This is a genomic window from Chrysiogenia bacterium, assembly GCA_020434085.1.
In the GTDB taxonomy this organism is placed as follows: domain Bacteria; phylum JAGRBM01; class JAGRBM01; order JAGRBM01; family JAGRBM01; genus JAGRBM01.
Genome location: JAGRBM010000505.1, coordinates 1 through 7,043, shown reverse-complemented (window position 1 = coordinate 7,043; position 7,043 = coordinate 1). Strand labels below are relative to the sequence as shown.

The window sequence follows — 7,043 nt, the reverse complement described above, 5'->3', positions numbered from 1 at the left end:
TCCGCTGGTGAGAAGCGCGGCTGCGCAGGGCCTCACTTCTAGCCGCTGGGGCGTGAAAAGCAAGACCGCCGGGCCTGCCCGTATTGCCCCTCCGCCCCCGGATGACGGGCCCGGGCCGGCTCTGCTAGGCTTCGCCCCGTCATGCGGCTCGAACACTGGAACGAGGACACGGACGGTCCCCTCAGCGAGGCCGCCATGCGCGAGCGGCTCGCCGCGCTGGGCTACTCCGTCACCCGCTACGCCTATCCGCCCGGCACCTTTTTTCCCATGCACACCCACGAGATCGACAAGATCGACGGCGTGCTCTGCGGGCGCTTCGAGATGGAGATGGGGGGCAGAACCGTGGTGCTCGAGGCCGGGGACCTGCTCTGGGTTCCGCGCGGGGCGCCCCATAGCGCCCGCGTGCTGGGCGAGCAGAGCGTCATCAGCCTCGATGCCGTGCGCCGCTGAGTCTGGCCCGGCCGCTTCAGGGCGAGTAAACAGGAGCCCCATGAGCACACTCAAGGACAAGACCGTCTTCATCACCGGCGCCACCGCCGGAATCGGCGAGGCCTCCGCGCGCCGCTGCGCCGCCGCAGGGGCGCGGCTTGTTTTGCTCGGGCGCCGGGCCGAGCGCCTCGATGCCCTCGCCAAAGAGCTGAGTGTTCCCTGCCATCTCATTGCCGCGGACATTCGCGACCGCGAGGTGATCGAGAAAGCCATTGCCGAGCTTCCCGCGGACTTCGCCGCCGTCGACGTGCTCATCAACAACGCGGGCCTTGCCGCCGGGCTGGAGCGCGCGTGGGAGACCGACCCCGAGGACTGGGAGACCATGGTGGACACCAACATCAAGGGGCTCATGCGCTGCACGCGTCTGCTGCTTCCCGGCATGGTCGAGCGTGATCGCGGGCACATCGTCAATGTGGGCTCAGTCGCCGGGAGCTATCCCTACGCCAGGGGCAATGTCTACGGCGCCACCAAGAGCTTCGTCCTTCAGTTCTCGCGCAACCTGCGCGTCGATCTTCTGGGCAAGAACATCCGGGTGACCAACATCGAGCCCGGCGCCGTGGAGACCGAGTTCTCCGTGGTGCGCATGCGGGGCGACCAGGCCGCCGCCGACAGGGTGTATGAGGGCTACCAGCCGCTCGTTGCCGAGGACATCGCCGAAACCATCGAGTGGGCGCTCACCCGCCCGGCCCATGTCAATGTCTCACGCATCGAAGTGCTTCCCACCATGCAGGCATTCGGCGGCTTCAAGGTCGCGCGGGAGGACGGGAAATGAGCGTCCCCGAGCCCGGCGCCGACGCGCGCTGGTACTATGCCGACGGCCACTGGGTCGCGCTGGAGCCCTCGCCCAAGCAGGTGCGCGTCGTATTTGCCGGTGTCACCATCGCTGACAGCCGGCGGGCGCTGCTGCTGCGTGAGCGAGGGTGCACGCCGCGCTACTATTTCCCGCGTGCCGATGTGCGCACCGAGTATTTGAAGCATTCCGCCACTTCCGAGGGCAATGCCCACCTTGGCCCCACCCGCACCTGGGACGTGGTCGTCGGGGACTCCAAGGAGAGCCGCACTGCCACCCACGCCGCCATCGCGCACCCGGCGCCCGCGCCGCAGGTCAAGGCGCTGGCAGAGCACATTTCCTTCGACTGGGATGCCATGGACGCCTGGTTCGAGGAAGACGAGCAGGTCTTCGTCCACCCGCGCGATCCCTACGTGCGCATCGATTGCCTGAAGAGCTCGCGCCACGTGGAAGTATTCCTTGCCGGTGAGCGCGTGGCCGAGTGCCACCGCCCCGTCGTGCTCTTCGAGACCGGCCTGCCTCCGCGCTACTACCTTCCGCTCGACGATGTGCGCATGGAGCTGCTCAGGCCCTCCTCAACCGAGACGGTGTGCCCCTATAAGGGAAGCGCCTCCTACTACAGCGTGAAGATCGGCGAGCGCGACTACCCTGACATCGTCTGGACCTACCTCGCCCCCTTCGATGAAGTGCGCAAGATCCAGGAGCTGGTCTGTTTCTATCAGGAACGCGTCGACCAGTTCGTGGTCGACGGCCAGCGGGTGCGCTGAGTTCTGCCCGGAAGTCATTTCGAAGGCGATTTATTTCCGCGCCCCTTTTCCAGATTTTTTTTCTTCTACGCCGGTTTTCCCGTCAATCCGCCGCACTTGCGCCCGCTCCGGCGCCCGCAAGCCCGTGCGCCGGAGTGCAATTGGCTCAAAACAGGGCCTTGCGCCGGAGCGCACGCGCAAGTGCGCGCACCGGTGCCCCTGCAACCGGCGCGGCGCGCGCTGCAACTGTCGCGCTGAAATCTGGAAACGACGAAGTCGTTCACGGGCCGTCCCTTCCGCGGGCCTGGATCTCCGGCGCGTTGCCCGGAGCGCATTGCACCGCCGGTCCCCAGTGCGTCTGCAGCCTCTGCCGCGCGGCAGCCTCATCGCGCACCTCGTCCAGTGTCTGCTTTTCCTCTTCGTCGAGTTCCCGGCCCACCTTGCAGGCATCGGGTTCTGTCCAGCACAGCAGCGTGCGTGCCGCGCGAAGCCGCACGGTATCTTCGCGGGCGAAGAGCACGCCGCAGAGGAGTTCGGCCCAGGCGTTGTCCATGAGGTAGTCGTAGGCCCCGCGCCCTTCCGGCTCGTATTCCCGAAGCAGCGCGATCACCCGGTCGCTCTGCTGGGTAAACGGCAGGTGTGCGGCCTCGCGGCTGATGCGTCGCAGGCCGGAGCAAAGTTCCCGCGCCGCCTCGTATTGTTCTTCGCCGGCGGGCCGTTTCGAGGGCCGCTCTCCGCCCCCGTGGGCTCCCATGGTTCGCGCCGCCCGTATGCGCACTCCGCGCTCGGGCGCGGCACGCGAGAGAATCAGGACCTCGGTGAGCACCACCGCCCGGATCGCCGCCATGCGCGCGCGCTCGAAGAGCGGGCCGCGCGTCTGCATCCAGTCCTTGAGAAAGTAGGTCTGTGTTTTTCCCCGCCCGCTGACCTGGTAGTCGCCCATCGCCTGCCTCCTGCAAAGCAGGCTACCAGGCGAGTGTGACATCCGGTGTCACCTTGTCGGGAAAATATTCGGACAGCGGGTTCGCTGGAGCGCGCCTTGGTTTGCCCCGGGCACCCTCAGATTCCGTTCAGCAGATAGGCCACAATCCGCTCTTTCACCTGCGGATTGGGGCAGGTGCGCGCGGCGCGCTCCAATGCCTCGCTCGCGTGGCAGCGAAGCCCCACGCCCTCATAGAGCTGCGAGAGTTTCTTGAAGATGAGGAAGTTTCCCGGGTCGAGCCTGGCGGCGCGCTCGTAGGCGGCGATGGCCTCGAACGGGCGGGCAGAGTTTTCCAGCGCGATGGCCAGCGTCTGGTGCGGCTCGCTCGATTGAGGGTCGTGCTCAGCGGCAGCACGGAAGTTTTCCAGGGCATCTTCGACTTCGCCGCGCTCGTAGTGCTCGCGCCCCTCGGCCAGCATGTCCTGGGCCTTGCGGCGCGCGGCCTCGTCCCCTTCCTCCCCCCACACCCTGCGCATGACGGCGATGAACTCGCCGGGTCGCACGGGCTTGGCGAGCACGGCCTGTGCGCCGGTCAGATCGCACAGGTCCTCCCTGGCGCGCCAGTCGCGAAAATACTCCGAGAGCAGGATGACCGGCACCATCGAGTATTGAACGCTCGTCTTGAGCTTCTGGACAAGGTGCGCCGCCTGCATGGTGGAGGGCCCGACTTCCAGCACAATGAGATCGGGCATCATCAGCTTGAGCTTCTCGGGAATCCTGGCGATGGCTTTGACGTCGCGCACTTCGTAGCCCTCCCCGCGAAGGGCGAGGCGCAGTTCGAGGCGCGAGTGTGCGTCAGTGTCGAAGAGCAGAATCTGGCGGGCCTGCAGATCCGGTGCAGCATCGAGCTCCGCCGCCATTGCCGGTGCGATGGCGTGCTCCTCGCCAAAGGAAGTGACTTCGTCGCGCAGGGACTCGAACTCGCTTGCCGCCGGGGCCGCCGCCGGCTCGGCGTCTGCCCCGCCTGCATCAACCCACTTGCCAGGGAAGTAGCTCGCATTCTGATCGCTCTCCTCGAGGGAGATCGCGCTCACCGATCGGGCGACGTTGGCGTTTTCCGGGAGCGGCTCGAGCACCAGGCCGCCGTATTCGAAGGCCCGGTAGGCGCGGTCAATGAGCTCGAAGATCAGGTGCTCGGGGGCAACGAAGAATTTCGTTCCCGGCCCCATCACGCGGGTGATCTCATCCACGTGCGTGAGGTGCCCGGGATCGGCAATGACCACGCAGGCGGTCTTTCCCTCGCGCTTGAAGGGCAGCGCGCAACTCTCGACCGCCATGCGTTCGGGGAACTTCTGGAGAAGCATGAGGTCGCAGGACTCGACCGTGAGATCCATGAAGGGAACGCCAAATTGCTTTGCCAGCGCGCGCCCCAGCATCCGCTGGTTGGTAAAGCCCAATGCCAGGATGGAACGCCCCAGCTTGCCGCCGTGGTCACGCTGGCGCGCCAGCGCGCTCTTTAGCTGGAGCTCATCGATGACGCCCGCACGCACGAGCATCTCGCCAAGTGGCATTTTAGTGCTGGCTGCCATCTCTCCCCATCCCACCGCCCGGCCCAGCCCGTGCGGCGGCCCCGTTCCCGGTATCAAGCCTAGCATGCACCTCCGGGGCATCCACTAGCGCACGGGCGGCGATCTGCTAGTCTCCGCCTCATTGAGGCGACCCCACACCGGGATCGAAAGGCTGCCGACATGGCCGATTTGGACATCAAGGATTTTGAATCGCAGATCATCGTGCGTGAGCTGCAAGACAGCGATGCGCCCGAGGTCGTCGAGCTTGGACGCAAGTGCTATCCGGGCCAGGAGCCCTGGACGGAGAAACACGTTCGAAGCTGGGTCGCCAACTATCCCAAGGGGCAGATCGGAATCGAATACGACGGCAAGATCGTCGCCTGCTGCGCCAGTGTGCTGCTCCAATACGAAGAAAACCTTCCCTGGTACGACTGGCGCAAGGTCTCCGACAACGGATTCATCCGCAATCACAATCCCAAGGGCGACACCCTCTACGGGATCGAGATCATGGTCGACCCCGAGTTCCGCGGTCTCAAGCTGGCGCGGCGCCTCTATAACGAGCGCAAGCGCATCGCCCGCGAAGCCAATGCCAAGCAGATCATCGTGGGCGGCCGCATTCCCGGCTACCACGAGCATGCCAAGGAGATGAGCGCCCGCGAGTATGTCGAGAAGGTCATGGATCGCTCGCTCCACGATCAGGTGCTCACCACGCAGATCGGCAACGGCTTTGTTCTGCAGCGCCTGATTCCCGACTACCTGCCAACCGACTGGGAGTCCTGCGGCTACGCGACCTTTTTGAAATGGACGAACCTCGACTGGGTCGAAGACCCCAGCCGCATGCAACAGACGGTAGCGCCGGTGCGCATCTGCGCGGTGCAGTTCCAGATGCGCTGGATCGATACCTTCGAAGAGTTTGCCCAGCAGTGTGAGTTCTTCGTCGACGTGGGAAGCGACTACAAGAGCGACTTCGTGCTCTTCCCCGAGCTCTTCACCAACCAGCTCATGGCCATCTGCGAGACCAAGGACCCCGCCCAGGCCGTGCGCGAGGTGGCGAAATACACGCCCGAGTATCTGGACCTGATGAGCCACCTGGCCATCAAGTACGCCGTGAACATCGTCGGCGGCTCACACCTGACCGTGGAAAACGAGAAGCTCTACAACATCGCCTATCTCTTCCACCGCGACGGGCGCATCGACAAGCAATACAAGATCCACATCACCCCGTCGGAAAAACGCTGGTGGGGCGTGCATCCGGGCGACGAGGTCGAGGTCTTCGACACCGACCGCGGCCCGATCTCGATTCTCATCTGCTACGACATCGAGTTTCCCGAACTCGCGCGCATCGCCACCGGCAAGGGGGCGAACATCATCTTCGTGCCCTTCAACACCGACACGCGCGAGGGCTACCTGCGCGTTCGCTACTGCGCCCAGGCCCGTTGCGTGGAGAACGAGATCTACGTTGCCGTCGCCGGCTGCACGGGCAACCTGCCCCACGTCGCCAACGTGGACATCCACTACGCCCAGTCGGCGATCTTCACGCCCAGCGATATTTCCTTCAACCGCGACGGGATTGCTGCCGAGTGCACGCCCAACATCGAGACCGTCGTCATCGGCGACGTCGATACGGCCGCGTCCCGCCGCCACCGCGGCCAGGGGACTGTCAGGAATTGGCTGGATCGCCGGACGGATCTCTACAAGGTGATGTATTCAGAAGAAGACGGGGATCACGAGGTCTGATTTCAGCCCCGACCGATCAGCTCATACAGCAGAATCCCGGCTGCCGCGTTGACTGAGTAGGAATCGGCCTCGGCACTCATCGGGATGGTCACGCATTCGCTGGCGGCGCCGGCAATGCCGTCGGCAAGCCCGAAGGCCTCCGAGCCCATGAGCACGCACAGAGCGCCCTCTCCCCGGGCCACCTTCGGCAACGGTGTGCCCTCCGCACTCACCGCAGCGAGCGTGCGAACGCCGGCGTGGGAAAGCTCGGCGATCAGCTCGTCGGCATAGGGAACTTGCAGCACGGGGATTTTGAAGAGCGAGCCCATCGAGGTACGCAGCGCCTTGGGGTGCCAGGGATCGCTTACCCCGCAGGTGAGAAATCCCGCCGCCCCCGAGGCCAGGGCCGTGCGCGAGAGCGCTCCCACGTTGCCGGGGTCTTCGACGTCCACGGCCGCCAGCAGTACGCCGCCGGTTGCAGCGAGATCTTCGAGCGAGGACGCCTTCGGGATTTCCAGCAGGCCGACCACTTCGCCGCCGCCGCGCCCGCCGGTAAACTCGGCCAGGGTCTCGCGACTCACGACAAAGGGCTTGCAGCCCGCTTCAAAGAGCGCGGCCACCAACGCGTCGGCGCGCAGGTCATCACTTTCAAGAAAAGCCTGCGTGGCCACCACTGTGCGCAGCACGCATCCGGCACGCAGCGCCCGCTCATGCAGGCGCAGGCCCTCGATCACGCAGCAACCAAGCTGCGCGCGGCCGCCGGGGCTTTGCGCCCGGCGCAGGTCTTCGACAATGCCGGCGGGAACTGGCTG

At 65.5% G+C, this 7,043-nt stretch carries 7 protein-coding genes; 4 read left to right on the top strand and 3 right to left on the bottom strand.

All coding sequences use genetic code 11. The annotated features are described in order from the left end of the window. Window positions 1–141: 141 nt before the first annotated feature. The 3 genes from KDH09_16995 to KDH09_16985 are packed head-to-tail and all read left to right on the top strand — an operon-like array spanning window position 142 to window position 2,046. Window positions 142–450, top strand: a complete 309-nt coding sequence (locus tag KDH09_16995) for a cupin domain-containing protein (protein ID MCB0221397.1) — start codon at window positions 142–144, stop codon at window positions 448–450. Between the two features lie 40 nt (window positions 451–490). Further along, the gene (locus KDH09_16990; protein MCB0221396.1) at window positions 491–1,261 is read left to right on the top strand and encodes an SDR family NAD(P)-dependent oxidoreductase; all 771 of its coding nucleotides are present in this window, start codon (window positions 491–493) and stop codon (window positions 1,259–1,261) included. Beyond that, the gene (locus KDH09_16985) at window positions 1,258–2,046 is read left to right on the top strand and encodes a DUF427 domain-containing protein (protein ID MCB0221395.1); all 789 of its coding nucleotides are present in this window, start codon (window positions 1,258–1,260) and stop codon (window positions 2,044–2,046) included. The genes KDH09_16990 and KDH09_16985 overlap by 4 nt, the downstream gene beginning before the upstream one ends. 259 nt (window positions 2,047–2,305) lie before the next feature. On the opposite strand, the gene KDH09_16980 is transcribed toward KDH09_16985, so the two are convergent. Together KDH09_16980 and KDH09_16975 are read right to left on the bottom strand one after the other, a co-directional pair. Further along, on the bottom strand, window positions 2,306–2,968 hold the full coding sequence (locus KDH09_16980) for a hypothetical protein (GenBank protein ID MCB0221394.1): 663 nt from the start codon (window positions 2,966–2,968) through the stop codon (window positions 2,306–2,308). Between the two features lie 116 nt (window positions 2,969–3,084). Continuing rightward, on the bottom strand, window positions 3,085–4,536 hold the full coding sequence (locus tag KDH09_16975) for a hypothetical protein (protein MCB0221393.1): 1,452 nt from the start codon (window positions 4,534–4,536) through the stop codon (window positions 3,085–3,087). Window positions 4,537–4,695: 159 nt separating this feature from the next. Here KDH09_16975 and KDH09_16970 point away from each other — a divergent pair, with 159 nt between their 5' ends. Next, entirely contained in the window at window positions 4,696–6,252 is a 1,557-nt protein-coding gene (locus tag KDH09_16970) for a GNAT family N-acetyltransferase (protein ID MCB0221392.1), read from the top strand. Window positions 6,253–6,254: 2 nt separating this feature from the next. Here KDH09_16970 and KDH09_16965 read toward each other — a convergent pair. After that, on the bottom strand, window positions 6,255–7,043 hold a 789-nt coding region (locus KDH09_16965), incomplete at its 5' end, for an RNA methyltransferase (GenBank protein MCB0221391.1).